Origin of the sequence: Neolewinella persica DSM 23188 (assembly GCF_000373105.1) — a bacterium.
GTDB lineage: Bacteria > Bacteroidota > Bacteroidia > Chitinophagales > Saprospiraceae > Neolewinella > Neolewinella persica.
On the sequence record NZ_KB890425.1, the window covers coordinates 22148 to 46233 of the forward strand.

Consider the following 24086-nt stretch of genomic DNA (forward strand, 5'->3'; position numbering starts at 1 on the left):
TTTTTTTGAGGAATATTCAAGGTGAGAGATTAAGAACAGTTAGAACGGCCTGTTTTGCCGGAGACCTTGTTCGCTCTTTTGTCCACTTTTCCTGCACCTGCGTCCGCGCCAACTTACAACGGAAACAAGACCATTCAATTCGTCTGACTGAAAGGCAAGATCATCAAGCTTAAATGCGGGGTTAGACTCAGAAAAGAAACCTAGTCGCTCAAGCCAATAACAAAAACATCGCTGGCCGCTTCTGGAGTTCCGCGCCCACCCCTTTCTTCCAGTCTTTCACCCTACCGGTGAAGATAAATTCGCTTTCCAGGGTCAAATCGCAGGCAACGGAGAAGAAGGTTTCGGGGTGCAGGTTTTCGAGAGCAACTTCCACGGTGGCCTGGTTGCGGTAGGGGGCTTCGATCCAAAGTTGGGTAGTTTTTGTTTTGCGGCTGTCGGCTTCGATCCTCCGAAGGTCCTTGGCCAGTTGTGGGCGTTTGGGGCTGAGGTAACCGTGGAAGAGAAAAGACTGACCGTTGAGCCCGGCGGCCATCACACTCATCAGAATGGCCGAAGGACCAACCAGGGGGATGACCCGAATGCCGAGTCGATGGGCATGCAGTACCAACTTCGCTCCCGGATCAGCGACCCCCGGCGCTCCCGCATCGCTCAATAACCCCACATTGTACCCGCGCGCCGTCGCCTCCAACATCTCGGGAAGGTCCCGCGCTTCTGTCCGTTTATTAAGGTCGTAATATTCGCATTCCTGAAGCGGAACACCCACTTCTTTCAGGAACTTTCGGGCCACTTTTCCGGTCTCTACCACGAAGTGGCGGATGGGCAAAATAATGTCGATCGTAGCCTGCGGTATGGTGTGCAGGGCGTTTTCGCCGAGAGGAGAAGGAATGAGGTAGAGGTGGCCTTTCATGGCGTAAAGGTAGCAGGAGAGAATGGGGAAATAAGAGAATGGGAGATTAATTGAAGGAGAGAATGACTGTCGCTGCTGCCACTCATTGCGCTGTGCTTATTCGCCGAGGTGAGCAAACACAGTTTTGCGAACGGTACCTGCGGCAGCTATTCTACCATTCTCTAATTCTCTCATTTCCTTTTTAGCGAAAATTCGCTAAAAATTCCCGACTTTACACTTTTCAAGAAAAAGCTCATGTCCATATCTCAACAATTCGATCTTACCGGCCGTGTGGCCGTCATTACCGGCGCCTCCAAAGGCATCGGCAAAGCCATTGCCCGAGGATTGGCAGAACAGGGCGCAAGCGTCGTCGTCAGTAGCCGGAAACAAGAAGCCGTCGACGAAGTCGCCGCAGAATTTCGGGCCGATGGCTTCGAAGCCACGGGTATCGCTTGTCATGTAGGGGATGAAGACCAGCTTAAAAACCTGGTAGATAAAACCACCGAAAAATATGGTGGGGTAGACATCCTGATCAATAACGCAGCGACCAATCCCGTCTTCGGCCCAATTGAGCAGATGACCGGCGAGGTGTTCGACAAAGTCATGAACGTCAACGTTCGGGCCTGCATGCTACTGGCCAACCTGTGTAAGCCCAGCATGGCCAAACGCGGCCACGGTTCCATCATCAATATTGCCTCGGTAGAGGGCATGAAGCCTTCTCCAATGATGAGTATCTACTCCGTCAGCAAAGCAGCCTTGATCATGTTAACTCAGAGCCAGGCCCGGGAATGGGGGAGCGACGGAATCCGCAGCAATGCGATCTGCCCCGGATTGATCCAGACGAAATTCAGCGCCGCACTCTGGCAAAACGAACAGATACTGGACCACTTTGTCAGCCAAACTCCTGCAGGACGAATGGCGCAGCCAGAAGAAATGGTTGGGCTGGCCCTTTACCTCGGTTCCAGTGCCGGAAGTTTCTCTACCGGCGGCGTGTTTACGGCCGACGGTGGGTATATGATTGCCTGAAATTAGTAGGTAGTCTGTAGTCGATAGTCTGTAGGGCCCGTCAAGCCTGCAACACGGTACTACTCACTATTAACTGCGGACTTCTACGAGCGCATCGGACAAAGTACTACCCACTACCTACTACTTACTACCTACTATTATGTACGACTACATCATCGTCGGTGCCGGCTCCGCCGGCTGTCTGTTAGCCAACCGCCTCTCGGCGGATCCTGGCAATAAGGTCTTACTGCTCGAAGCCGGCGGACCGGTCCGAAACCCCAACATTATCATCCCGGCGGGTTATCCTAAGCTGCACCGAACGTCGGTAGACTGGGGCTACTGGTCTGAACCCCAGGAGCAACTCCTGAACCGAAAGATATACTTGCCCCGGGGTAAGGTGTTGGGCGGCAGCAGTTCCACCAATGCCATGGCCTACGTACGCGGTAACCGGGCGGACTACGACGACTGGGCTGCACTTGGCAATGCCGGTTGGGGCTACGAGGATATCCTGGCTTACTTTCGCCGGCACGAACATAACGTCGATATCGACAACGATTACCATGGCCATAACGGTGAACTCAACGTCGAATTTCCGAGCCGCTACCGCTCCCCTTTCGCCGCCGCTTTTGTGGAAGCCTGCGTGGAAACCGGATTTAACCGTAACGACGACTATAATGGGAGCCAGCAAGCTGGTGCCGGCTTATTTCAATTCACCATTAAGGACGGTAAACGCCACTCCGCCTACACCGCGTTTCTGAAGCCGGTCCTGTCACGAAAAAACCTGACGGTGCTGACAAATACCCAGGTCCGCAAAATCCTGATCGAGGGAGATCGGGCCGTCGGTGTATTTGCCGGAAAGCCGGGGAGAACGCCGCAGGCTTTTCGTGCAAGCCGGGAAGTACTTCTTTCTGCCGGTTCCTTTGCCTCCCCGCAATTACTGATGCTTTCCGGTATCGGAGATCCGGAAGATTTGAAACAGCATGGAATTGATTCTACGCGGAATTTGCCGGGGGTAGGAAAGAACTTACAGGACCACCTGTTCGTACCCATCGGCGCTCTATCAAAACAGCAGGAAGGGCAGAACCACTACGTCCGCCCGTTATCGATGACCCTGGCAGCGATCGATTATTTTCTAAGGGGAAAGGGAGTGTTCAACAGCAGCCCTTTGGAGGCCGTGGCCTTCGGCTCCACCTCCGTCAGCCCGGATCGGGTAGATTACCAATTGCACTTCTCCTCCTTCCACGTTGGCGAGGGCTACGACTCAGATTTCCATAATTATAAAACTTTTCCGACCGACGGAGATGGCTTTTCCATCCTTCCCTCCCTGCTCCGGCCGAAGAGCAGAGGAACCTTGCACCTGCGTTCGCGCCACCTGAACGACCACCCGGTGATTCAACCAAACTTCTGCGCGCACGAAGATGATCGCCAGGTACTGATCGAAGCTACCAAAAAATCAATCGAAGTAATGGAAGCTTCCGCCTTCGAGCCTTTCCTGAAACGTCGCTTTTCCCCACCGGACATCAGCTCGGATGATGCCATCTGGCTTCATATTCAAAAGCAAGTAGAGACAATATATCATCCCGTCGGGACCTGCAAAATGGGCCACGACGATATGGCGGTGGTCGACGATCAGTTACGCGTACACGGCATAGAAGGCCTTCGGGTGATCGACGCCAGTATTATGCCGACGATCGTGAGCGGGAACACCAATGCACCGGTTTATATGATTGCTGAGCGGGGGGCGGAGATGGTGCTTCAGGCTGAGGCCAGAAGCTGAAGTCGGACAACTTTTTATTGGGTGAAAAGCGTAATCTTAGTGACACCAAAAATAATTTATGGCCGCTGAAATATCAATTCTCGGTCGGGTCATCAGTTTACTTAGTAGCCAGCCTACTGATGAAGCGATTATTGCGCTCAAAGCAACTGAAGCTGAAGAAGAACGTGTTGATTACCTTGCCAACTTGAAGAATGAGGGGGCAATTATAAAAGAAGAAAAGGAAGAACTCTACAATGCACTCTTAGCGGAGTACGTCATCGGGATTGCTAAGTCTAATGCGTTTGCCAGAATGAATAGTACCGTAAATTGAGGAAGCAACCCATTTCAAAAGAACTGAGGGAGGATAATTGCTAATAAGCAGTTGAAAGTATAATACTACTCGAACCATGAACAGAAGCCTATTCCTTTTTTTATTCGGTCTGGCAATAATTACCGCCCTCATTTTGCCCCGCATTTTCAATTGGCCGGATTCCATTCAGATACCAGTAACCGGATCAACGATCTTCTTATTCATACCGTTACTTTACGTATGGCGGATGATTTATCTGGGGTGGACTAAACAGGAAATAATACATCATTTCACACCTTTTAAGCTAAATAAAAAATACTGGGAATTATTCTTCGGAGATGATCGCCTATAGTTCTAAGTATTGTATACCGAGAGGAAAATAAAAAAGCCCCAAAACAATCAAGTTCCGGGGCTTTCCAATTTTATCCATCGCAGCATAAATGCTGCGGAACAGTTAACTCAACCGCTCAAATATCCCGGCGATACCCTGACCACCACCCACACAGGCAGTTACCATACCGTAGCGCTGATCGCGGCGGCGCATTTCGTCGAGGAGCTGGATGGTGAGCTTAGCACCGGTACAACCTAGCGGATGACCCAGGGCAATGGCTCCGCCGTTGGGGTTCACTGTCTCAGGATCAATGCCCATTGTTTTGATGACGGCCAGCGCCTGGGTGGCGAAGGCTTCGTTCAGTTCCGTCTGCTGGATGTCGCCAAGCTTGAGGCCAGCCCGTTCGAGGGCCTTGGGGATGGCCACACACGGACCAATACCCATGTACAGCGGATCCACGCCACCAACGGAGCAAGAGGCCAGGCGGGCAATCGGCTCCAGGCCCAGTTTCTTGACCATCCGCTCGCTCATCACGAGGCAGAAGGCGGCACCGTCAGACGTTTGGCTGGAATTACCGGCGGTAACTACCCCACCCTGTTCAAATACGGCGCGCAGACGGCCGAGGCCTTCCATGCTGGTGCCGCGGCGGACACCTTCATCCATTTTTACGGTGTGGCTGGTCTTTACCATCTTACCGTCTTTAACGAAAATATCTTCTACCTCAACGGGTACAATCTGTCCGTCGAAATGACCAGCGTCGATACCGGCGGCAGCTTTCTCGTGGCTGCGCACGGAGAAGGCATCTGCCTGTTCCCGTGTTACCTCGTACTTTTTGGCTACGGCCTCTGCCGTTTTACCCATGCTGACGTGGTAATTAACGTTTTCCATCGTTGCCTTGTAGCTGGGGGCGAGTTTATAGCCCGTCATCGGGATCTGGCTCATGCTCTCTGCGCCACCGGCTAGGTAAATGTCGCCAAAACCGGCCTTGATCTTACCCACCGCCATAGCGATGGATTCCAGACCAGAGGCACAGTAACGGTTGATGGTAATGCCGGGAACTTCTTTGCCAAGCGCTCGCGCAGCAATGAGGCGGCCGACCTGCAGGCCCTGCTCCCCTTCCGGGTTCGCACAGCCGACGATGACGTCGTCGACCAATTTCGGGTCCAGATCCGGCACCGTGCTCATCAAGTGCTTGATGACATCAACGGCGAGATCGTCGGAACGATAGTTTTTGAATCCTCCTTTTTTGGCACGGCCAACGGCGGAACGGAATCCTTTTACGATATAAGCTTCCATGGTTGAATGCTTGAATTGTTGAATGAAAGAATGAGTGAATAATGAGGCGCGGACGCCGGTGCAAGGGAAGGATTAAAGAGCGGTGCCTGTGCGGCATTCACTCTTTCCTCCCTTCACTCATTCACTAGTTGCGCAGTGGCTTATTGTTCTGAAGGGTATACTGAATCCGTTCCAGCGTCTTCTGGTTGCCCAGCAGACTGAGGAAGGCCTCGCGTTCGAGGTCCAGCAGGTACTGTTCGCCGACTTGTTGCGTCTGCGTCAGTTCACCTCCACAAAGAATATTGGCTACGTGTCCGGCGACGATGCCGTCGTACTCAGAAATATACTTGCCGAGCTTGAATTCGTTGATGGCCGTGTAAAGGGCGGCCAGGCCGGCACGGCCCAGTACGGTAATGTCTTCACGAATGCTCGGGGCCACGTACTCACGGGCAAGCTCAAGAACCTTCCGCTTGGCTTCGCCAATATTGCGCTGCAGGTTCGTTTCCACAAAGTCTTTGCCTTCGATCAGGTACCCGAAGTCAAAGGCTTCGCTGGCTGAAGTAGAGACTTTGGCCGTAGCGATGGTCTGGAAAGCATCGATCAGCGTTGGCATCATCACGTCGCCTTCGAAGAACTTATCGGAAGCGCGCAGCGCCATCTCTTTTGTTCCACCGCCACCGGGGATCAGGCCAACACCTACCTCAACGAGGCCGATGTAGCTTTCCGCAGCGTAAATGCCAGCATCGGCGTGCATGCTGATCTCGCAACCACCACCAAATACGTAGCCCTGCGTTGCGACCACTACGGGTACTTTACAGGTTTTGATCTTCATGTTGATCTGCTGGAAGCCGTCGATCAACTTCTCCAGTTCGTCAAACTGCTGGCCCATGGCCATCATACCGACGTTCATCAGGTTGGCACCTACGGTGAAGTTCTTGGCGTTGTTGCCGATCACGATACCGGCCCAACCTTCTGCCTCTGCCTTATCAATTGCGTCAGACACCGCCTGACCAATGTCGTAGTCGATGCTGTTCGACTTGGAGGTGAACTCAACGCACATTACCCCGTCTCCCAGGTCATGGACCGTGGCGGAATCGTTTTTGATGACTGGCGCACTGTCACGTAGCGTGTCCAGAATGATGTAGTTCTCCAGGCTGGGGACGGGCTTGTAAGCTTTCGTCGCCTGATCGTAAAACATCCGTTTTCCACCTTCGACCTTGTAGAAAGTGTCGTGGCCATTCTCAGACATTTCCTTCACCCAGTCAGCAACCTTGCCACCGTTTTCGGTGATCATTTTAATGCCGTTGGCAAAACCGATCTGATCCCAGGTTTCGAACGGTCCGTATTCCCAGAAATAGCCGGTGCGCATAGCATCGTCGATACTGTACAGGTCGTCAGCTATTTCGGGAACCCGATTGGCCGAGTAGGCGATCAGGCCAGCGTAGTATTCCCGGAGGAACTTGCTTTCCTTGTCGTCACCGCCTACGATGGCTTTCATCCGACGTCCCATGTCGTCGATCATCTTAGCTTTTCCGATCTCCGGTCGGGGACGGGTAGCTGGCGCATATTCCAGCGTTTTCAGGTTCAGGGCATGGATAATGCTCTTGCCGGCTTCGTCACGTTCACCGGTCTTCTTGTAAAAACCCTGACCGGATTTATTGCCGAACCATTTATTGTCGAGCAGGTGCGCCATAAATTCCGGCTGCTTCTTACCCTTTACCAGCTCGATGTACTCATCGTCAGAGACATTGCTCATCACAAAGCCAGAAACTTTGGCACTTGTATCTATACCTACAAGATCTTGCAGGCGATAGGTCGCGGTATTCGGTCGCCCAATGAGGCTGCCGGTAATGGCGTCTACTTCTTCGATGGTCATGTCGTACTTCACCGTTAGGTCCATCATCTGTACGCCAGACATGACGCCGATGCGGTTGCCGATGAAACCGGGAGTGTCTTTACAGAGCACCGTCTGCTTACCGAGATAAACGTCGCCGTAGTGCATAAAGAAGTCTACCACTCCGGGGTCAGTATCCTCATGCGGGATGACCTCGAAAAGGCGTAGGTAACGCGGCGGGTTGAAGAAGTGCGTGCCGCAAAAGTGCTTGCGGAAATCGTCAGACCGTCCTTCTGCCAGCATCGTGATCGGGATACCTGAAGTGTTGGAGGTAACCAAAGAACCCGCTTTCCGGTGCTTATCCACCCGTGCGAAGATTTGCTGCTTAATGTCGAGGCGCTCAACGACGACCTCGATGATCCAGTCAGCGTCGCCGATCTTTTCAAAATCATCATCGAAATTCCCGGTGGTAATATGGCTGGCGAAGTCTTTCTTGAAGAGTGGTGCAGGCTTAGATTTCAGGGCCGCAGCGAGTGCTCCGTTCACCTGGCTGTTGCGCTTCACGGGGTCCTTCTTTTCTTCTTCGGATAGGTTGAAGGGGACGATGTCGAGCATTAATACGTCAAGGCCGATGTTGGCAAAATGACAAGCAATGCCCGAGCCCATTACGCCGGAGCCTAAGACGGCTACTTTCTTTATGCGATGTTGCATGATCTGGGTTGAATAATAAATTTAGCGAAAATTCGCTGGCGAAGATAAGAGGTTAACGCTGGACTTACAATTATGGTTGGAAAGATAACCTACAAATCAAAACCAGGGACACCTTTGCCACCAATGATCTTTACCTCCGGTGGGCCGAACTGAAACTGGGTGTAGGTAATGGTTTTTCCCAGGCCTTTGTGCAGTTTCTCGTAATAAGTTTCGGTGCTTAACTCGGGAACAGCCAGTGGTTTGGAGTAGATATCGTGGTCGTGATAAAGAACTTCCACGGCAGGCTGCTTGGCAAACGATTCCTGGGTCCAGTTGTAAAGCTCGCGACTGTCAGTTTTTAGGTGAACCAAGCCCCCCGGCTTCAGTATGCGGCGGTACTGCTTCAGGTAGCGAGCGGCGGTCAGCCGGCGGTTTTCCTTACCTTTTTTAAGGAAGGGATCGGGGAAGGTGATCCAAATTTCGTCAATCTCTCCGGGAGCAAAGAAGGTCGCGATGATCTCGATGCGGGTACGGAGAAATGCAGCGTTACTTAAGCCTTCTTCCATGGCAATATTAGCTCCTTTCCAGATGCGCGCGCCTTTGATGTCGACCCCAATGAAATTACGATTAGCGTATTGCCGGGCCAGGTCCACGGTGTATTCGCCACGGCCACAAGCAAGTTCCAGGGTTATCGGGTTGTTGTTCCCGAAGTGTGCTTGGGCCCACTGCCCTTTACGTTCTACGGGCAGGCCTCCTTTACCAATCAGTTCCGGGTTCCGGGGGTCAAAATTCTCATAGACGTTGGGTAGCTGGAGAATTTCTGCGAATTTCTGAAGTTTATTGCGGGTAGCCATTGGGTGGTCTATTGGTTCGTTGGGTCCGCAAAGATAGTTGGTTCAAGGGAGGTTTTTAGGGGGCGGGGCCGCAGGTGCAATGAGGAGAATAGTAGAATGAGTGAATAATAGAATGGCTACCGCTTTTCCACTCATTGCGGTGCGTTTATTCGCCAGGGTGAACAGGCGTGGCACCACGAACGGTATCTCTGGTAGCTCATCTCCTTCAATCATTCCCCTGCACCTGCGGCCGCGCCAAATAGAGCATGGGACAGTAATTGAATGAGTGAACGACTACCGCGGCTTCTACTCATTGCGCTGCACTTATTCGCCGGGTGAGCAAGCGCAGCGTTGCGAACGGCACTTGCGGTAGCCCCTTCTTCCTTTCACTAAAGTCGACATATCTTAGCCCGTAAACCAAGTACCCTAAGGATTATGCAAACCGACGTTCTCATCATTGGCTCCGGTATCGCGGGACTGAGCACCGGCATCAAACTCGCACTTTTGCGCCCTGACCTAAAGATTGACGTCCTCACCAAGGTGAACGAACGGGAATCCAATACCAGCTACGCCCAGGGTGGCGTTGCGGCGGTTTGGGACCACGGCGCTGACAACTACGAAAAGCACATCGCTGATACCCTCGATGCAGGTGCCGGGTTGTGTGATGAACACATCGTCCGCATCGTAGTGGAAGAAGGCCCGGTTCGGGTAGAGGAAATCATCGAATGGGGTACCCGGTTCGATACCGACCAATTCAAAAAATACGACCTCGGCCGCGAAGGCGGCCACTCCGAAAACCGAATCCTCCATTACAAAGACCTCACCGGCTGGGAAATCCAACGTGCTCTTAGTGCCAAAGCAGCTACGCTGGACAACCTTGTGGTGCACGAGCATTTCTTCGCCCTCGACCTCCTGACCCAGCACCATCTCGGTTACATCGTCACGAAGCTGACGCCCGACGTCACTTGCTACGGTTGCTACGTCCTGAACCGGAAAACGGGAGAGATCGACAAAATTCTGGCCAAAAACACCGTCCTCGCGGCCGGCGGTAATGGCCAGATTTACCGGAGTACGACCAACCCCGTCATCGCTACCGGAGACGGCATCGCCATGGCCTACCGTGCCAAGGTCCACCTCGAGAACATGGAGTTTGTTCAGTTCCACCCCACGGCGCTGTACAACCCTGGCCTCGACCCCCAGGCCTTCCTCGTCAGCGAAGCCGTGCGGGGCGAAGGGGCGATTCTGAAGCGGCCTGATGGTACGGAATTCATGCACGATTATGATCCACGTGGCTCCCTGGCACCCCGGGATATTGTGGCCCGCGCCATCGACAATGAGATGAAAATGGCCGGCCTGGAATATATGTGCCTCGACTGTACACACATTGACGAAGAGCACTTCCTCAAACACTTTCCAACCATCCACGAGAAGTGTATGAGTATCGGCATCAACCCGAAAAAAGACCTGATTCCCGTTTGCCCGGCTTGTCACTACATGTGCGGCGGAGTGAAGGTAGACGAATACGGAAAATCGTCGGTCAGCCGCCTCTTCGCCTGCGGCGAATGCACCAGCACCGGCCTGCACGGGGCCAATCGCCTGGCCAGTAATAGTTTGCTCGAAGCCCTGGTCTTTGGCCACCGCATTGCGCACTCCATTGCCGCCAACATAGATAACGCCGAGGTGCGGGGCGACATCCCGAACTGGAACCGCACGGCTACCGCTAAGCCTGACGAGCAAGTCCTCATTACCCAAAGTACGAAGGAGCTGAAAGAAGTGATGTCGAGCTATGTAGGTATTGTGCGTAGCAACAAGCGCCTGGAAAGAGCGCGGAAGCGCCTGGAGTTGCTTACCGAAGAAACGGAGGACCTCTATAAGACAAGCCTCGTCAGCACGCAGCTCTGTGAGCTGCGTAACCTGATCACTATAGGATACCTGGTAACAAAGGCCGCTAACCTGCGGCACGAAAGCCGGGGGCTACATTACACTACGGATTATCCGGAGAAGGCTGATTTTGTGCAGTATAGTATTTTGTAGGAAAGAGGCTTTAGGAGGTGGTAGAACTTATAATGAGTCTCTCTTCTTTTTGATGTTAAGTATTTTGCGCAAAACACTTGACTTGTTGAGTCTCAGAGCCAACCCATTACCTCTTAAGCCGTAGCCAGCATCCTAATCACCAGGTGTACGATTCGTACACCTGGTGATTAGGATATTTGTCCTTAAGCCGTAGCCAACTGCTCCATATCCCGAACCAGCATCCGCTTCCGGTCAAAGGTCAGGATATTCTGACGGCGGAGATCGTTAAGCACGGCATTTACGGTTTGCCGACTGGTACCAGTGAGGTCAGCAATTTCCTTATGGGTGAGCATATTACGGACTTCCCGTTCGTAGCCAACGGCCCTGCCCCGGGTTTCTGCCAGGGTATGCAGGAACTCCGTGATGCGGCTGCGGCTGGTTTTGAACATCAGGTTCTCCAGTCGCTGCTCCAACTTAAGGGTGCGGTTACCGATCAGGCGCATGAAGAACAGTTGTAATTCAGAGCGCTCACGGAGCATGATACTCAGGTCTTCCTTTTCCAGAACGCAGAGGCTCGTATTTTCGAGACTAAAGGCAAAATCCCGCCGGCTTGCGTCGCTGATCAGTGCCAGTTCACCGAACACTTCTCCGGGCGTAAGAATAGCTTTGGTTACCTCTTTACCGTCAGCACCATAAGTGCCGATTTTTACGCGGCCTTCGTTGATCAGAAATATTTTGCGGGCTGGTTCTTCCGGCAGATAAATGTATTGATTGGTATCGAAACTGAGGTGATCCTTTTTATCCAACATGCCCATGCCCATTTTCTGGGGACAAAAAACATGCTTCAGATCAATATTCTCGACGTACCATAATTGCTGATCGGCCATAATTAAACGTTGTTGTCACATGAAGACAATTACCCTTCCCTTTGGGTTGTGGAGAAGTTATAACGTTTGTATCACGGAATGGTGATGAGTTGAAGGATAGTAGGTTGCTATGCCAGTTAATGCAGAACAGATTACTGCGCAGGGGGGGGAGGGTGCTAACCGCAGCAGGAACTAACAAACCAGCCGTCCAAACTACTTTCCTCCTTTCATTTCTTTTTGCCAGGCCTTAAGCGCCTTGAATTTACCATCTGCTGCCAGCCCTGCCTGTACGGGCCAGGTTTTCGGGTCGTGACTTTTGAACCGGGTGCCAGCTTCTTCCAGGATCTCACTTAGCCGTTCGATGGGTGTATCTGCTAACACCGACATGGTGCTGATACCTGCATCTTTGAGCACGGATTCGATCTTGGGGCCGATGCCTTCAATTAATTTAAGGTTAGTATGGTCCGCATCGTTGATGTTGACTACGGCAGCCGGAATCGGATCTGGGTTATAGTCATCGCCCTCCTCCGCTTCTGTAGCGGCGGGCACGGTCCCGTCTGCCAGGTCCCTGGCTTGTCCCACCCAATCGTCGCGTTGTATGATGCCAGGGATATAGCCGATCAATTCGGTATAGGTAACGATGTCGGCCTCTGACCAGTTAGCGATCTGTTCATAACTGTATATATCAGATTCGTAGAGCTTACCCTGTAAGAAGGGACCGATATTATTGATTTTGGTCAGGTCGTCGTAGTCACCTTCATTGTTTTCAGCAATGATTGGAATGTGGACCGAAGGGGTTGTTTGTACAATGACTTTCGTATCTCCATGATTACCGGTTCTTGCACCAGCGTCGGTCGTGTCTGCCCGGATCACCAGTGGCTCAGAGCTTGCGGCTTTGCCGGTAGCACCGAGCGTCGGATCCATGATTGGTTGATGGCCGGAGAAGGGGGAGCCAGGAGCAGTCGGGGCGGTTTGTTTAAGCGTAGCGTTTTCCTGGTGGAGCGCCGTTAGGCGCGCCTCGAGTTGCTGAAACCTCGACTCCGAAGCGAGAATGTAGGCGTTCAGGCTTTCGTTGCTCCCTGGTCCTTGCCCTGCACCTGCGGCCCCGCCCTGCGTATCTATACCTCGTGGCACAGGCGCTGCTGCGGCCGTTGCTAATAATTGCTCGTTCTGCGTTTTAAGGCCGATCACCTGGTCGTTCAACGATTCGATGGTGCTCGAATAACTCTGGTTGGAAGCACTCAATTCTTCCTTTTCTTGCTGTAGTTGTTGCACGGTAATATCGCGCTGCGCCAGATCACTTTTCAGCCCCTGTGCCCGATCCAGGGCGTCTACCTTTTCCCGGCTAACGGCCTCCAACTCCTTCGCCAGGGCCTTTTGCTTAGTTTCTCCGGTACGGTAGCGTACTTCATACTCATCGCGATCCTTGCGCAACAACAGCAATTCTTTTTTATACCGGCGGGTCTTACTGCCCTGCACGATCCAGCCGATAATGATGCCAAGGGCAAAAATCAGTACGGCCAGAAATCCGGCCCAGATGGCTTGCTCTCCGGAAAGGAGGGAAAACAGACCGTCGAGTTGATCAAAGAATTCGTTCATAAGTATGGGTTCTCTGCCGCCCAAGATAGGGAATTAGTAGGTAGTCTTGTAGTCTTGTAATTCGATAGTCTGGTAGTACCGTCACGCATATCTGCAAGCCTACCAACCTACCAGACCACAAGACTATCTACTACAACCCGCTGGTCATCAGCAAATCAATATCTGTACACCGCATCTCGAAGCGTTTGCCGAGGTAAGGATTGGTCAGGCAACCACGGAAAGTATAAACGCCGTGCCGCAGCCCTGGTCGGCGCAGGATAAAGTGTTCGAAGGAGCGCGCGCCATCAGCCTTGAGGAGCATGGGCACCAAGACGTTGCTAACGGCAATACTGGCCGTACGGCCAACCCTGCTGGCGAGGTTCGGCACGCAGTAGTGGATCACGTCGTGCTTGCGGAACGTCGGTTTGTCGAGGGTGGTCAACTCGCTGGTAGCGAAGCAGCCGCCCTGGTCGATACTTACGTCGATGATGACCGAACCGGGACGCATCTGACTCACCATTTCTTCACTTACGACCACGGGTGCACGCCCGTGTTCGGCATGAATGGCGCCGATGGCTACTTCGGCGGTGACCAGTTCCCTGCGCAGGTACAAGGGGTTGATGGCACTGGTGTAGAGCTGGCGGCCGACGCTGTTTTGCAGGCGCATCAGTTTGCTGATGTTGTCGTCGAAAATTCGAACTTCAGCCCCCATACCGAGGGCGGCCCGGGTGGCGTATTCGGCGACGATGCCACCGCCGAGGATGACCACTTTAGCACTGGGAACGCCAGAAACACCGCCGAGTAAAACACCGGGTCCTCCCTGGCTGGAAGACAGGAGTTCTGCTGCCGTCTGAATGGCGGAAATTCCCGCCATTTCGCTCATGATCCGAACGATGGGGAAAGAGCCCTCCTCGTCCTGCAGGTACTCCATGGCCAGAGCGATGATGCGCCTGTTCTTGAGCCGGTAGAGGTACTCTGCTGAAATAGTGGGAAGCTGCAGCGGACTGATGAGCACGGTGCCGGGCTGCATCATGTCGATCTCCTCTAACGTAGGAGGAGCGACTTTCAGAATGACCTTCGCCTTGCGGTATACTTCCTGCGCGGAATAGGCGATCTCGCCGCCGCTTTCGCTGTAGGCGTGGTCACTGAAATTACTCTGTACGCCAGCACTCGTTTCGATCAGGACGCGGTGTCCACGGCTCGTCAGGTTGGCCACGCCGCTGGGGACCAGCGCCACGCGTTTTTCCTGGAGAGTGGTCTCTTTGGGAATACCGATAAACAGGGATTCCTGCTTGTGATCCACGGCGAGTGTTTCGGTCTGTGTTTGGCCGTAGCCAGACGTTAGTTCCTCGGGTAGAGATACTTTTTTCTTGTCCTTACTGCTCATCGTTTGGGTGGGTAATTACCGGGCGTCTTAGAACAACGCCTTTTTAGGGTTCAGGTTGTATGCAGGAGTTGGGATTGGTGAATATTTGAGGCGTATTGTGTTTAAACGCGTACTTAGCGCTTTGTTTCAGGGCGCGGCCGCAGGTGCAATGTAAGGTCCGAAAAGAGCAAAGGGAAAAAAGAATGGCACCTACGGTAATTATTATAAGGGCTCAGCGATCAGCGTTCTGGAAGCGCCATCTTCACTATGACTTAAGCGCAAGACTACGGTATCTTCAGGTAGCAGGGCCTCGATGACGCCGGGCCATTCTATGAATACTGTACTTGTTGCTTCGGCCAATAACTCTTCGAGACCAGCATGAATGGCTTCCTCTAAAGAATTTAACCGGTAGCAATCAAGGTGGTAAATTATCCCCTTGTCTCCATCGTATTGATTGACGATACTGAAGGTCGGACTACTGGTAGACTCCGCAACACCTAGTTGCTGACACATCTCAGCAACTAATGTGGTTTTGCCTGCGCCCAATTCGCCCAACAGGGCGTAGACCCGTTGGTGGCCGTACTTCCCGAGGAGGTCGGCAGCAACTTTTGGTAGGTCGGTGGTGGTGTACTTCATGCGGGGGCGAAGATAGTGAGTGAGTTTCTGAGTTGGCGAGTCACTGAGTCGCTGCCGCGGTTACCACTCGCTTCACTTGTTCGCCGGATGAGCAACTCGGCGACACATCACAGCAACTCACTTAAGGGAGCAAGCGAAGCGCTGCGAACGGCCCTTGTGGTAGCTACTCAGCGCCTCACTAACTTACCGACTCACCGACTCACCACACTGGAAACGCTGGTTTCGGTAGTTATTCTCCCATTCGTCCCTTCTTCCATTCTCTAAAGACGATGAGATAACAACTACTTTTGTCTTGGCTAAACTCTCCGTCCCTTGAAAAATATAATGCTGGTTCTCTTGCTACTTGGTGCTGCTTTGTTATCCGCTCAGGCCAAAGACCTCAAAGTAGGGCTGGTGCTCAGTGGTGGCGGAGCCCGCGGGTATGCACACATTGGTGCCCTTCAGGTATTGGAAGAGGCGGGTGTCCGGGTAGATTACATCGGAGGAACGAGTATGGGCTCAATCGTTGGTGGATTGTACGCCTCCGGCTATACTGCTTTTCAGTTGGAGAAAATGTTGCATGCTACCGACATCATGGCTGAGTTGCAGGATGCTATTGGTAGAGAAAACCGAACCATTTACGAGAAGCTCTATAATGAGCATTACCTGATTGGGCTGTCGCTCAAGGACTTTGCCATTCAGTTACCTACTGCCCTATCCGACGGTCAGCGCATTCATGATCTGTTTAGCCACTGGACGGCCAATGTACACACCATCACTGATTTCAGTAAGCTGCCAACGCCCTTCCTCTGTGTAGGTACTGATATTGAAACGGGTGAGGCCATAGTACTTGAAACCGGTACGCTGGCCGATGCGATGCGGGCAAGTGCCGCATTGCCGGGCGTGATAACGCCGTATGAGATGAATGGCCACATCATGACGGATGGCGGAGTCTCTAACAACTACCCCGCAGAAGAGGTAAAGAATAAAGGGATGGATTACGTGATCGGTATAACGGTAGAACAGGACCCCTATTCGGCGGATCAAATCAACTCCCTCGATAAATTACTACTGCAGATTGCCTTCTTTCAGGCTACCCGACGTAACATCGAACAGTATGAGATTACGGACATCGACATCAAACCAGACTTGGGAGACTATAGTCAGCTGAGTTTTGAAGCCATTGACGACCTCATAAAGGCTGGTCGGTTGGCCGCTGAGGCACAACTGGCTACGCTGGATTCCATCGTCCGCCAGCAGCAAAGCCGCCCGCCGGCAGACACAGTCTCGATGCCGGAAAGCCTGAATGCAACAATCGTTGAAATTCTGGGAAACGAAGACCTGAGCCGTCGGCAGGTACTCAGCTTTTTTGATGGGGACCTGCCCGGAAGAATAGACTGGCTTGATTTTCGGGACGGTCTGGTCGCGCTTTTCGCCACCGGCCGGTATGATAATGTTGATTATACCTGGGAGGATATACCAGGAAAGGGAGACGAAGTCAAATTAGTACTGGACCTCAAACAATCCCCTGATTTTGGCCAGCAGTTAAGGCTGGGACTGCATTATGATCAGGAATACCGGTCAAATATCCTGGTCGGCCTCACACTGAGCGATCTGGTCGTCGATAATACCCAGACGACAATTGATCTGATTGGTGGAAGCCGCTTTCGATACCGGGCGGATTTTCGTGTGAACCGGGTCAATGGCTCTGCTTTCGGTTTACGAAGCAGGTTACATTATGCCGATATCGGATTCGACTTGCCAGAGATAATGGGAACTCCTGGAGGACTACTTATTGAGCGGCTGGACTTTCACTTCAACGACCTGAATGCAGAGCTGTACTGGGACTTCCGGCAAACGGACAACTCTTTTACCGGGATTGCCGCAGAGATCAAGTATTACCAGAATAGCTCCGAGCAATTAGCTGCGGCCGATTCCTCTTCTCTTTTCCGGCTGGGAGATGATAACTACTTCGTACCGAACGCTTATTTTCTCTACGACAAGCTCGATGATCGCCATTTCCCCATGTCAGGTTTTAGTATTGATGCCAAAACCCGGGCCATTATCAATATAGGTGAGCCAGAGGCAGAAGGTAGTGATTGGGCCATTAATGGTGATTTTCACACCTTGCTGCTATTTCCATTAAGTAAGAAAGTTAGTTTAGGGACGGAGTTGAACGCAGGTGGATTCCTGGATAGTTCCTCTTTGCCCTACCGGTACTATCTCGGTAGTAATAATCGCAACCTGATGAATAATTTTAAGTTATTCCCAAGTCTGGAATTGGGGGAGGCTTCGGGCGATAACCTCCTGATGGGGGAGCTTTTCTCCCGCTTCCACCCCGGAGGTGGTCATTATTTTACTTTGGGGTGCCGGGCTGCCCGACTGGGAAATGCTGAAGGCCTTCCTACCTCCATAAGGCAAGACTGGTTGGTTGCTGGCCGGCTAACCTACGGCCTGAGTTCTCCACTGGGGCCAATTGAACTGACTTACGCGCACGGAAATGCTGGGCAGGAACTATACTTTAACCTGGGTTACTGGTTTTAAGACCTGGATATACGGATCATGAAGTGGTTTAGGGAATTGCCTGGTGCTGAGCGCCTGCAAACGCTACTGATTTCAAGTCATCGGTATCCCAAACCTTACGGTTTGGAGATAGTGTGCTGATAAAAAAACCAGTTACAGCCGATTGGCTGTAACTGGCTATCTAAAAACTGTTTATTAAAATCCCAATGAAAGTGTTGTAATTGTTTTTGAACTGAGCAGGCTCGTTTTACTCACCGCCGCGACGGATGTAGCCTTTCATTCTGTTGCTGCTCCAGGTAACGCTGCCTAAAGGACCGCCTTCGACCAGCATCCATTTAGCATAGGACTTGACGAATTTTACGTCTTCGAAATGTACACGGGCACCATTGGTTACGCGGATTGCAGGATTGCAACCTTCGCAAATAAGTTTGAAACCATTGCCATTGTAGGTGACGTCTTCACTGATTTCCAGCGTCTCGGTCAACACGAGGTCTTCGCTAAGGTTAATGGTCGTTTGGCCATTGGCAGATAAGCCAATGACTAGTAGTAAGGATGAGAAAATGAACTTCATGTTGTTATAGTATCTGGGATAAAAAAATGGTGATTTCCGCCCGGGAGGGACGAAGGCAAATTTTTATTCGAGAAACTTACGTGGACAGCGTACAGCCTTGTGTTGTGTTGTAAAATAAATCTAAAAAGCATCCTATTTCCAGTAGAAGAAAGGTAGGTGGAATAAGAAAATATTGATGAGAGTGTTGAAAAGGCGAACAGCAAGCCCTGACGCAAATATATGAAATAAGTTTAATGCCTTGGTGTAAACTTTAAACGAACCTCCTTAAAAAACTAACAGACGCACCTACTTGATGCCGCATTCCCGGCCAAACCTTACCTTCGCCGGAATTAAATATCACAGAGACATCATGTTAAATTTATCCTTACTCAAAGCTATTTGTGAAGCTCCCGGGGTCTCCGGGTTTGAGCGCCGTATTCGGGAGCTGGTATTGCGGGAAGTCAAATCGTTGGCAGACGAAGTGAAAGTGGATAATATGGGCAACGTAATTGCCATCATGAAAGGGAGAGTCCCCAAGAGGGTAATGGTAGCTGCCCACATGGACGAAATCGGCTTTATCGTTAACCACATTGACGAAAAAGGCTTCCTTAGGTTTTTGCCACTTGGTGGTTTTGACCCTAAAACACTGACGGCACAGCGCGTGATTATCCATGGCCGCAAAGATGTTATTGGCGTACTGGGCTGCAAGCCCATCCACATCATGAAGCCAGAGGAGCGTAAACAAGTAATTCCTATCTCTGAGTACTTTGTCGACACGGGCATGACCAAAGAGGACGTTGAAAAATGGATCCGGATCGGGGATCCTATTTCCCGCGAACGCGAGCTTATTGAAATTGGTGACTGTGTCACCAGTAAATCGCTGGACAACCGGGTGTCGGTTTTTATCCTGATCGAGACGCTGCGCCGGCTGAAAGATCAGGATTTGCCCTACGATCTTTACGCCACGTTTACCGTTCAGGAAGAAGTTGGCCTGAGAGGGGCCATCGGAAGCGTTGGTCACATCGATCCGGATTTCGGTTTCGGGCTCGACGTTACCATTGCTTACGATGTGCCTGGGTCCAGCGCGCATGAATCGGTGACCAGCCTGGGAGAAGGAGCGGCGATAAAAATTCTCGACGGTTCCGTAATTTCTGATTACCGGATGGTGAACTACCTCAAAGAGGTGGCTAAAGCTGATGGTATCAAGACCCAGATGGAACTACTCCCTGCCGGTGGGACCGACACGGCAGCCATCCAGCGTTATGGCAATAAAGGAGCGATTGCCGGAGCTATCTCCACCCCACTTCGCAACATGCACCAGAGCATAGAAATGGCGCATCAGGAAGATATTGAGCATACCATTAACCTACTGGCAGCTGGCATCGGCCGATTAGATACGTACGACTGGGACTTCAGCGGTCAGCACGGTCAGGGCGAACATCAGGATGCTGGCAAATCTGCTTCAGGGGGATACGACTGGCTCTAATTCTTACCTACTCGCTGGTTGCCGGACTCTCTTTTGCGGCTCCCCCGTTCATGCGGCGCATTTCATCTCTGATTTCGGAGAGGAGCTGTATATCTTTTGGCGTCGGTACGGTCTTATTGCCTTCATCTTCAGCCTTCTCTTTAAGAGAATTGACCGCCTTGATGACGATGAACAAGGTAAGTGCCACGATGAAAAAGTCCATCATCGCTTCGATAAAGGCACCATACCCGAGCACAACGCCAGGATCTGTGATGGTGCCGTCGGCGGCCTTTACGGGCTCTTTTAACACCCATTTCATATCGGCAATATCTACCCCGGCCGTCAGGTACCCCAGGGGAGGAGTAATAATCTTTTTTACCAGCACATCAACAATCCTGTTAAAGGCCGCTCCGATGACTACACCTATAGCAAGGTCTATCATGTTGCCTTTAACAGCGAATTTCTTGAACTCTTGGATGAAATTCTTCATAGGGTCATTTAGTTTTTCCTAAGCTATAACCAAGAGTTTGTCATGATGTGCAATCGTTGCCTTTTTTTCTTAGGCTGGTGGCTGAAGGCATAAATATTTGTCCATTTAATTGGCCATTGCAGCCCTGTCAGGCCAGCTTTGCCACAAAGATCACGGTGTCTTCAATAACTGGATACCCACCATACCTGCTTGCGGCGGTCTTTCTTTGTTCCCTTCAACGCTTCTCTGCACCTGCGTGCGCGCCACCTGAAAAAACGCTAGCTAAATACCGTCCAAATAGTGGCACTCATTGCAACGGTAAATAAGACGAGGTGATAAAATTCAGCTTTACCATCGGAAAGCAGGATGAACCGCAACCCAAGGACGACACCTAATGGAGCGGTGATGGCCTGAAAGTAGGGGATTTCGGATGCCCCACTAACCAAGATGCTCAAGAGCAAAAATAAGAGCATCCAATATTGAATACCGACGTTTTTCTTCCCCTCGATGTTAAGCAGTCGTACAATAATCCCATAAGCAACTATGGACAGTAAGAGCAAGACCGCCAGCGTGATCAGGCCAGGGAGCTGAAGGGAGGGGAATGAGGTTGATTGCCACCACCCCAGCGCCGAAAATTGAATACTTAGTGCGGCAGGTAGCGCCCCGGTAATGTAGGCATAAGAAAATACCAGCGAGAGAATGACGGCGGTGCCAGTGAGGAGTTGAAAAATTGACTTGAACGTTATTCTTCGAAGAATGCCTATTCCAATAATGAAGGCAGGAAGGAGCACCAAATAGGTTGGTGAAAAAAGCGCGGCCACACCGAGCCAGGCGCCGGCGTTGAACAACGGCACTGCTGGTTCTTCATTCTTATACAGTCGCCCCATGGAAAGAAGGGCAAGAAGTAATAATATATTGGCGAGTTGAACCGGATGCAGGGCCCGAAAAGAAGGCACGATGGCCCAACACAGGATAATGAATAAACCTGGAAACTGGGTGATCTTGCGTGACATCCGGTGGCGGGTGACCAGCACATTGGCAATGATGCCCTGGATGGTGACGAACAGCACGGGGAGAAGAGCAGAAAGATAAAATTGACCTTTTGTCCATTGCATCAACCAGGTGCCCCCAACGCCGCTTTGGGCTAAAGCGGGAGCAGCCTCCACCCAGCCAAAGATTACGGGGAGCTGTAAAATGAGGGCGTATAAAAACAGAAATAGCCCGGCAGATGCCTGATTGGTTCGAAAAAGGGAAAGCACGTAAGTTAGGGGGTCTGAAGATCTAAAGGTATAGCTTGAAGGGGACTCCATCACGGAGAGAACGGCCTGGAGCAAAAAAAATAAGAAATATTTTCCAGGCGAGGTCCTAAAGTAAGAATTTCTCCGTCATAGAGGAAAGTCAGGTCCTGAAGTAAATCGTCCTTTGCCCAATAATAAGCTTACACAGCTGACTTGTTAGTTTAATTCCATGTACTTGTTCGCTTAATCCCATGTACTCGTTTTGAGATTCTATGAAGTTTCCCTACTATTTAATCTCGCCAGTCGCAGTTTGCGTTGGCGAGATTTTTATTTCAGGGACGGGCTACACTCAGTTCAACCGCTGGCGGAGCCTGTCGAAGCCGTCTTGAACCTAACTTACTAGTTGTTCAGGTATAGAAGAATTTGAAGGTGCGTTAACCCCGGAGAAACTCTGCCTGGCCTCGTCGTTAAGCTTGTTGAGGTGTTTTCAACGCGAATACCCACCCTCACAGCGCTTGATTAATACTAGCACAGGCTGGCTGTTGACTAAGCCCCAGTCTGCCGTTCCGTATCCGTAATCAGCTCCCGGGCCGTTTCGTAGGCAGCGGCGAGATCGTCAGCTTTGTCTTGCCCGGCGTAGAGGGCCATTTCACAACGTTGGAGCAATTTGTCATAGCGATCGGTCAGTTGAGCGTCGGCTCCGGCAGCCGTCAGCCGATCCTTGATGTTGCGCCGGTTTAATTCGGCCATCGGTAGTTGAAACTTATCCCGGAGGTAACCGAACAGGGCACCTTCAACGGCATCGTAAAACGGGCGGGCCTGCACCTGGTCCAGGTGGATTTTAGCAGATTTGAGGCGTTGGGTCGCTGCCTTCGCGGCACGTTCCCGCGCCAGTTCGATGGGGTCGCGGGCGTCAAGGTGGCTGCGGTAGCGCTGAAGGCCAATCAAACCACCAGCCAGCAGCAACGGCAAGAAGAACAGTCCCCAAAACCATGGTCTGCTGGGTAGAGCACTGCCGTAAGACCGTCCGTTGGGTAACTCGGTAACGGGAAGTAGGGTCAGCTTGGTCTCCAGAATTGCGGTGGTATCTACGTCATAAGTGGCGGCTCCGGTTCCTCCCGTTACGGTAATGTTGAAGGAGGAAGGGGCGTCGGTGATGTAACGGGCGCTGTCGACGTTGAAATAGGTGAGTCCTGGCTTAAGGGCATACTTGCCCGCGCGCTTCGGAACGACTTTATACTCGAAGATCTTACGGCCCAGCATCCCCGTAGGACTGTCCAGAAATTCTTCCTGGATGATCTCCGGATCGTAAATGTCCCAATCTTTATCGCTTACCGGCGGAAAGGCGTCCAGTCGTTCGATGTCGCCTTCGCCAGTAACGGTAATGCGTAGGGTTAGGGCATCGTCGGTGGTCATCTGGTCGCGGTCGGCCTGTACCTGCAGGCGGTAGGTACCTACGCCACCACTGAAGGTGGCTGGCCGGGGCTGAGGCAGCTCACTCACGACTACGTACAGACTATCGGTGTTGAGTGGTATCTGCTCCGTGAAACGACGGGAAAAGGTACTGTTGCTCCGGTACCGCAACGCACCCAATACCATGCGGTACGGCGTGATGGTGATCCGGCCACTCTTGGTGGGGAAAAGGGCAAGGCTACCCAGGGTACGACGCTGATATTCCCGCCCGTTTTCGATGACCGCGCGTGGGCGGCCATCATACTGCCGCCGTGGTTGGGCGAAAAAGCCATCGAAATCTGGCTCCTGGACGAGGTTGCGGGAAATAACGTTGGTGCTGGAGTAAAGATTAAGGTTAAGAATGATCTGTTCGCCCACAAAGGCCGTATCGGTGGAGAGCTCCGCCCGAAGAAAATCATCGGGAGAGGAGGAGGCGGCAGCGGCGTCAACTTCCAGCACCTGTATTTTCCGGGAATTGGTGCGGTAGGTTCGCCCTGAGGTGCGGATGGTGGCTGGGCCGATGGTGAGTTCGCCAAGCCGTTTGGGCTGCAATTGCCAGGTATGGGTAATGTGGCTGGAGCCTACTCCGTTGATGATGGTTGTCCCCATACTCCGCAGCGGGCCACGGAGGACGTTAAAGTCCCTAAAAGGCGGTGGCTGAAGGTCGGAGCCCTGCGCGTTGCGCAGGACCAGCCGGAACTCAACGGTGCTGTTCAGTAACATCTTCTCCTTGTCCATCTCCGCGCTGAAGGTGATGTCCTGGTGTTGCTGGGCTTTCGCCTTGGTAGCGAAAAAACAGGTAAAGAGAAAGAGGATAAATAAAGCTGGACGCATTGGGCAAAATTAGTCAAATCAAAGCTATAGTCAAGTTGTCGGAGTATCAAGTTGTCGGGTTGTCGGGTTATCTAGTTGTCAAGTTGTCGGGTTGTCAAGGTGTCTCGCACCCTGGAAATCTTATGAACGTCCTGAGAACAGGATAACGAGAGAACGGGAAAACTTTATATTTCGACACTTTGACAACCCGATACCTC

General features: G+C 51.9%; 19 protein-coding genes. 7 read left to right on the plus strand and 12 right to left on the minus strand.

All coding sequences use genetic code 11. The annotated features are described in order from the left end of the window. Positions 1 to 208: 208 nt before the first annotated feature. On the minus strand, positions 209 to 907 hold the full coding sequence (locus B036_RS0109130; protein ID WP_020568402.1) for an SAM-dependent methyltransferase: 699 nt from the start codon (positions 905 to 907) through the stop codon (positions 209 to 211). A gap of 234 nt (positions 908 to 1141) precedes the next feature. On the opposite strand from B036_RS0109130, the gene B036_RS0109135 reads away from it, so the two are divergent. The 4 genes from B036_RS0109135 to B036_RS0109150 all read left to right on the plus strand — a co-directional run bounded on the left by B036_RS0109135 (position 1142) and on the right by B036_RS0109150 (position 4309). Next, positions 1142 to 1912, plus strand: a complete 771-nt coding sequence (locus B036_RS0109135) for a glucose 1-dehydrogenase (RefSeq protein ID WP_020568403.1) — start codon at positions 1142 to 1144, stop codon at positions 1910 to 1912. 139 nt (positions 1913 to 2051) lie between these two features. After that, entirely contained in the window at positions 2052 to 3668 is a 1617-nt protein-coding gene (locus B036_RS0109140; protein ID WP_020568404.1) for a GMC family oxidoreductase, read from the plus strand. 58 nt (positions 3669 to 3726) lie between these two features. Further along, positions 3727 to 3978, plus strand: a complete 252-nt coding sequence (locus tag B036_RS0109145) for a hypothetical protein (protein ID WP_020568405.1) — start codon at positions 3727 to 3729, stop codon at positions 3976 to 3978. 76 nt (positions 3979 to 4054) lie between these two features. After that, positions 4055 to 4309, plus strand: coding sequence for a hypothetical protein (locus B036_RS0109150; RefSeq protein WP_020568406.1), 255 nt, complete (start codon positions 4055 to 4057; stop codon positions 4307 to 4309). 102 nt (positions 4310 to 4411) lie between these two features. On the opposite strand, the gene B036_RS0109155 is transcribed toward B036_RS0109150, so the two are convergent. The 3 genes from B036_RS0109155 to trmB all read right to left on the minus strand — a co-directional run bounded on the left by B036_RS0109155 (position 4412) and on the right by trmB (position 8941). Next, the gene (locus B036_RS0109155; protein WP_020568407.1) at positions 4412 to 5584 is read right to left on the minus strand and encodes a thiolase family protein; all 1173 of its coding nucleotides are present in this window, start codon (positions 5582 to 5584) and stop codon (positions 4412 to 4414) included. Between the two features lie 124 nt (positions 5585 to 5708). Next, positions 5709 to 8108: a 3-hydroxyacyl-CoA dehydrogenase/enoyl-CoA hydratase family protein gene (locus B036_RS0109160; RefSeq protein WP_020568408.1), complete on the minus strand. Its 2400-nt coding sequence runs from the start codon at positions 8106 to 8108 to the stop codon at positions 5709 to 5711. A gap of 89 nt (positions 8109 to 8197) precedes the next feature. Further along, positions 8198 to 8941, minus strand: a complete 744-nt coding sequence (gene trmB / locus B036_RS0109165) for a tRNA (guanosine(46)-N7)-methyltransferase TrmB (protein ID WP_020568409.1) — start codon at positions 8939 to 8941, stop codon at positions 8198 to 8200. Between the two features lie 414 nt (positions 8942 to 9355). Between trmB and nadB the strand changes: the two genes are divergently transcribed. After that, complete coding sequence (nadB, locus tag B036_RS0109170; protein ID WP_020568411.1) at positions 9356 to 10954, plus strand: L-aspartate oxidase; 1599 nt, start codon at positions 9356 to 9358, stop codon at positions 10952 to 10954. Positions 10955 to 11136: 182 nt separating this feature from the next. On the opposite strand, the gene B036_RS0109175 is transcribed toward nadB, so the two are convergent. The 4 genes from B036_RS0109175 to tsaE all read right to left on the minus strand — a co-directional run bounded on the left by B036_RS0109175 (position 11137) and on the right by tsaE (position 15379). Beyond that, entirely contained in the window at positions 11137 to 11820 is a 684-nt protein-coding gene (locus B036_RS0109175; protein WP_020568412.1) for a Crp/Fnr family transcriptional regulator, read from the minus strand. A gap of 192 nt (positions 11821 to 12012) precedes the next feature. Beyond that, on the minus strand, positions 12013 to 13398 hold the full coding sequence (locus tag B036_RS31845) for a hypothetical protein (protein WP_020568413.1): 1386 nt from the start codon (positions 13396 to 13398) through the stop codon (positions 12013 to 12015). Positions 13399 to 13528: 130 nt separating this feature from the next. Continuing rightward, complete coding sequence (locus B036_RS0109185) at positions 13529 to 14764, minus strand: alanine dehydrogenase (RefSeq protein WP_020568414.1); 1236 nt, start codon at positions 14762 to 14764, stop codon at positions 13529 to 13531. Positions 14765 to 14965: 201 nt separating this feature from the next. Next, positions 14966 to 15379 carry a tRNA (adenosine(37)-N6)-threonylcarbamoyltransferase complex ATPase subunit type 1 TsaE gene (gene tsaE / locus B036_RS0109190; RefSeq protein WP_020568415.1) on the minus strand — a complete coding sequence of 138 codons (414 nt, stop codon included), beginning with the start codon at positions 15377 to 15379 and terminating at the stop codon, positions 14966 to 14968. Positions 15380 to 15691: 312 nt separating this feature from the next. Here tsaE and B036_RS0109195 point away from each other — a divergent pair, with 312 nt between their 5' ends. Further along, the gene (locus B036_RS0109195; RefSeq protein WP_157472095.1) at positions 15692 to 17902 is read left to right on the plus strand and encodes a patatin-like phospholipase family protein; all 2211 of its coding nucleotides are present in this window, start codon (positions 15692 to 15694) and stop codon (positions 17900 to 17902) included. 226 nt (positions 17903 to 18128) lie between these two features. Here B036_RS0109195 and B036_RS0109200 read toward each other — a convergent pair whose 3' ends face one another. Then, entirely contained in the window at positions 18129 to 18452 is a 324-nt protein-coding gene (locus tag B036_RS0109200; protein WP_020568417.1) for a hypothetical protein, read from the minus strand. Between the two features lie 349 nt (positions 18453 to 18801). Here B036_RS0109200 and B036_RS28705 point away from each other — a divergent pair, with 349 nt between their 5' ends. After that, positions 18802 to 19917 (plus strand): M42 family metallopeptidase, encoded by a 1116-nt coding sequence (locus B036_RS28705; RefSeq protein WP_157472096.1) that lies wholly within the window; start codon positions 18802 to 18804, stop codon positions 19915 to 19917. Positions 19918 to 19924: 7 nt separating this feature from the next. On the opposite strand, the gene mscL is transcribed toward B036_RS28705, so the two are convergent. From mscL to B036_RS0109220, 3 genes are all read right to left on the minus strand, one after another. Continuing rightward, positions 19925 to 20386, minus strand: a complete 462-nt coding sequence (gene mscL / locus B036_RS0109210) for a large-conductance mechanosensitive channel protein MscL (protein WP_020568419.1) — start codon at positions 20384 to 20386, stop codon at positions 19925 to 19927. A gap of 257 nt (positions 20387 to 20643) precedes the next feature. After that, positions 20644 to 21624 carry a hypothetical protein gene (locus tag B036_RS0109215; protein WP_044102256.1) on the minus strand — a complete coding sequence of 327 codons (981 nt, stop codon included), beginning with the start codon at positions 21622 to 21624 and terminating at the stop codon, positions 20644 to 20646. A gap of 525 nt (positions 21625 to 22149) precedes the next feature. After that, positions 22150 to 23889, minus strand: coding sequence for a BatD family protein (locus B036_RS0109220; RefSeq protein WP_020568421.1), 1740 nt, complete (start codon positions 23887 to 23889; stop codon positions 22150 to 22152). Positions 23890 to 24086: the final 197 nt, after the last annotated feature.

Coding starts and splice junctions, on each gene's coding strand:
- B036_RS0109130 (WP_020568402.1), bottom strand. CDS start 907: ATGAAAGGCCACCTCTACCTCATTCCTTCTCCTCTCGGCGAAAACGCC.
- B036_RS0109135 (WP_020568403.1), top strand. CDS start 1,142: ATGTCCATATCTCAACAATTCGATCTTACCGGCCGTGTGGCCGTCATT.
- B036_RS0109140 (WP_020568404.1), top strand. CDS start 2,052: ATGTACGACTACATCATCGTCGGTGCCGGCTCCGCCGGCTGTCTGTTA.
- B036_RS0109145 (WP_020568405.1), top strand. CDS start 3,727: ATGGCCGCTGAAATATCAATTCTCGGTCGGGTCATCAGTTTACTTAGT.
- B036_RS0109150 (WP_020568406.1), top strand. CDS start 4,055: ATGAACAGAAGCCTATTCCTTTTTTTATTCGGTCTGGCAATAATTACC.
- B036_RS0109155 (WP_020568407.1), bottom strand. CDS start 5,584: ATGGAAGCTTATATCGTAAAAGGATTCCGTTCCGCCGTTGGCCGTGCC.
- B036_RS0109160 (WP_020568408.1), bottom strand. CDS start 8,108: ATGCAACATCGCATAAAGAAAGTAGCCGTCTTAGGCTCCGGCGTAATG.
- trmB (WP_020568409.1), bottom strand. CDS start 8,941: ATGGCTACCCGCAATAAACTTCAGAAATTCGCAGAAATTCTCCAGCTA.
- nadB (WP_020568411.1), top strand. CDS start 9,356: ATGCAAACCGACGTTCTCATCATTGGCTCCGGTATCGCGGGACTGAGC.
- B036_RS0109175 (WP_020568412.1), bottom strand. CDS start 11,820: ATGGCCGATCAGCAATTATGGTACGTCGAGAATATTGATCTGAAGCAT.
- B036_RS31845 (WP_020568413.1), bottom strand. CDS start 13,398: ATGAACGAATTCTTTGATCAACTCGACGGTCTGTTTTCCCTCCTTTCC.
- B036_RS0109185 (WP_020568414.1), bottom strand. CDS start 14,764: ATGAGCAGTAAGGACAAGAAAAAAGTATCTCTACCCGAGGAACTAACG.
- tsaE (WP_020568415.1), bottom strand. CDS start 15,379: ATGAAGTACACCACCACCGACCTACCAAAAGTTGCTGCCGACCTCCTC.
- B036_RS0109200 (WP_020568417.1), bottom strand. CDS start 18,452: ATGAAGTTCATTTTCTCATCCTTACTACTAGTCATTGGCTTATCTGCC.
- B036_RS28705 (WP_157472096.1), top strand. CDS start 18,802: ATGTTAAATTTATCCTTACTCAAAGCTATTTGTGAAGCTCCCGGGGTC.
- mscL (WP_020568419.1), bottom strand. CDS start 20,386: ATGAAGAATTTCATCCAAGAGTTCAAGAAATTCGCTGTTAAAGGCAAC.
- B036_RS0109220 (WP_020568421.1), bottom strand. CDS start 23,889: ATGCGTCCAGCTTTATTTATCCTCTTTCTCTTTACCTGTTTTTTCGCT.